This window comes from Metabacillus fastidiosus NBRC 101226 (genome assembly GCF_001591625.1).
In the GTDB taxonomy this organism is placed as follows: Bacteria; Bacillota; Bacilli; order Bacillales; family Bacillaceae; genus Metabacillus; species Metabacillus fastidiosus.
This window is the reverse complement of sequence record NZ_BCVG01000188.1, coordinates 1-3,490: the sequence shown is the minus strand read 5'-3', so window position 1 is coordinate 3,490 and position 3,490 is coordinate 1. Positions and strand designations below refer to the sequence as shown.

Sequence of the window (3,490 nt, the reverse complement as noted above, 5' to 3'; positions counted from 1 at the left end):
CTTCTTTCAGGTACGCCCTCAGTTCTTCTGACGACCATTCTTTCCCGGCTGTAATATAGGCACATAAATGCTTCCGCTCATTCTTGTCTGCCTGAACAACCACGACAGCCTCCTGAATCTGGGTATGTTTAATCAAATGACTCTTGATTTCGTCCGTTTCGATACGGTAGCCTCTTATTTTGACCTGATTGTCAATCCTTCCGGCAAGCTCGATATTGCCATCCGGTAACCTTCGGACAAGGTCTCCTGTCCGATACATAGTTTCCTGCGGCTCAAACGGATTCCGAACGAATGCGTCTTCAGTCAATTCTGGCCGATTCAGATAACCGCTGGCCACCCCTTCTCCGGATAGACACAGCTCTCCATATACGCCTTCCGGCACAGGTTTCATCTGTTTATCCACTACGTATGCCCTCATATTCGGAATCGGTCTTCCAATCACAGGGCATTCTTCGAAAGCATTCAGCTGGTGGAAATCGATGACATGATAGACCGAACCAATAGTCGCTTCTGTCGGTCCGTAATGATTCATCACCACAGCGTGCGGGTAGTGCTGATAGAATGTTTTAACGTCTAGCGGATTGATTTTCTCTCCGCCCAACGCGACCAGACGAAGGGTCTCACAGCTCGAGTCTGCAAGGAATCCTGGATCATTGACCAAGACATTAAAGAGTGACGGCGTCATCTTCAGATAAGAAATACCGTTTTCTTTCAGATACCGCAGAGCCTTGTAAGCATTGGCGTAGACTTCTTTTTTAACCAGATGCAGCTCGCACCCATTCAAAAGCGCTGAATAGAGACTCGTATATCCTAAATCAAAGGCATAAGAGGATACCAGCATCGCTTTATCCTTTTCATGAAGTTTCGCTTCCTTTGTAAACCAAGTTATATAGTTTACAACGCTGCGGTGCTGAATGAACACACCTTTTGGTGTGCCTGTAGATCCTGACGTGTAAATGAGATACGCATTATGATCCGGTTGGCCTGCCGCAAGGTTGGCCGTGTCTCTTCCCTTGAAAAGAGGAACTTCCATATCAATGACGTCTCCGTCAAAGTCGAGATCCGCCTTTTGATTCCCTTTCACGATCAGGAAACGGGCAGCACTGTCCTTGAGGATAGCATTCGTTCGTTTAACCACTTGGTCAGGATCAATTGGTAAATAGGCAGCCCCTGCTTTTAATACAGCCAAAATTCCCACTATCATTTCCAGGGATTCTTCCACCATCATTCCGACAGTCGTCCCTGCCTTTACCCCTTTTTCCCGAAGCAGTCCTGCCCATTGATTAGCCTGTTCATTCAGCTCTAGATACGTCAATTTCTGGTCTTCAAACACTACGGCCACTTGGTTCGGCGTTCGGATGACCTGGTCCTCAAATAGTTGTGAAAGAGTTTTATCCTTCGGATAATCAGCTTTTGTATCATTCCACTTAGTTAAGGCGGTGTGTGTTTCTTCTTCTGAAAGCAACGTCAGGTCACTGATGAGTTGATCCGGCTGTTGAATGATTTCTTTGAAGACATGAATCAGATGCCCCGCCAATCTTTCGATGGTCGCTTTCTTAAACAGTTTGGTACCGTAATTCAGCACACATGTAATGCGCTCGCCTTCTTCGCTTGCGGTGAGAGTCAAATCAAATTTTGAAACATGGGCACCCATTTGATACGGTGTAAAGGTCAAATCTTCCATCTCGAACGCCTCTTGGTCAAAATTCTGCAGCACAAACATCGTATCGAACAAAGCACTTCGGCTCATATCCCTGTTGAGGTCCAGCTTTTCAACTAGTTCATCAAACGGATACTCCTGATTTTCATAGGCGTCTAAAGCATTCTCCTTTACCTCTTTTAAATAGTCGCTAAAGGACTTCTTCCCTTCGGGATAATTTCTCATCGCCAGGGTATTCAGAAAAACCCCCATGACCTGTTTCAAATCATGATGAGACCTTCCCGCAATAGGAGATCCCACTACGATGTCGTCCTGACCGCTATATTTTGAAAGCAAGGTTGTATATCCGGCTAAAAGAAGCATATAAAGCGTTACGCCATGTTCTTTGGCCATCTTCTTTAGCTTTAAAGACATATCACTATCGAATTCAAAGTGCACCAGGTCTCCTTCGGTACATCGGGAAGCCGGTCTTCTATAATCCGTCGGCATATTCAGAACAGGAACTTCCTCTTGGAACACATTAAGCCAGTAGGCTTCCTGCTTCTTCATTTCGTCTTGGGCAGATATTTGTCTTTGCCATACCGAATAATCCTTATACTGAATGCTTAAAGGTGATAATTCCTTCCCTTCATACAGCTCGGCTAATTCACGCGTCAGAATACTCATAGATACACCGTCTGAAATAATATGGTGCATATCCAGCACCATGAGGTGCTTATCTTCCGTGATGTTTAGAATTTCAACCCGCAACAGAGGGGCGTTTGCCAAATCAAACGGTCTGACAAACTCATTTAAGATGCCCTCTACCTTATCTGCATCAGCCTTCCTGTAACCCACTTTGAAATCAACCTTCGGTTCAATCTTTTGAACAGGCTCGCCGTCTACCATTAAGAATGAGGTTCTCAGCGCTTCATGTCTTTCGATGAGTTTGCAGAACGCCCTTTCTAATTGATCCACTTTAAAATCACCGTGTATCTCCATGGCCAAAGGCATATTATAAGAAACGCCGCTGCCTTCTATTTTGTTTAGAATATAGAGCCTTCTTTGAGCAGATGAAAGCGGATAATGATCGTGTTCCTCCACTTTCCGAATGGACACATGCATACTTTCATTGACGGACGTGATGAACTCCGCAATCCCTTTAATCGTCGGTGTTTGAAAAAGTTGGCGCAAAGGTACCTCGACCTTCAATTCCTTATGGATTCTGGACACCATTGCCGTCGCCTTCAAGGAATGGCCTCCCATTTCGAAGAAATGATCGGTAATTCCAAGCTTTTCTATCCCTAAAATATCCTGCCAAATCACTGCCAGCGTTTCCTCCACTGCATTTCTTGGTGCTTCATATTCGGTACCCATACCGTTTCGGTCAGGCTCCGGCAAAGCCTTTCGGTCCACTTTTCCATTTGTGGTAAGAGGCAGTTTATCCAGCTGGACAAAGAACGCAGGAACCATATATTCCGGAAGCTCTTTTGTCAGAAACGCCCGGATCTCTTTGGTCCATTCTTCCTTCGGTTTTTCCAATACGACATACGCACAAAGGTAAGCCTGATGATCCTGGTCCTCCCTTGCGATGACGACCGTTTCTTTCATCTTCGGATGTTTCAGGAGCTGGTTCTCGATTTCTCCAATCTCAATCCGATATCCGCGAATTTTCACTTGATGATCGATTCTACCGAGGAATTCAATATTCCCATTAGGCAGCATCCGTGCGAGATCGCCTGTCCGGTACATTCGTTCACCCGGGACAAATGGGTTCAGGACGAATTTCTCTGCCGTCAGCTCCGGTCTGTTTAAATAACCTCGTGCCAGACCAGCTCCGCTTACACAAAG

Annotated in this window: 1 protein-coding gene; it reads right to left on the bottom strand. The window is 45.6% G+C overall.

All coding sequences use genetic code 11. From position 1 onward, the window contains the following. Nucleotides 1-3,490, bottom strand: a 3,490-nt coding sequence (locus BFA01S_RS21120; RefSeq protein WP_156484002.1) for a non-ribosomal peptide synthetase, incomplete at both ends; no start/stop codon positions are given.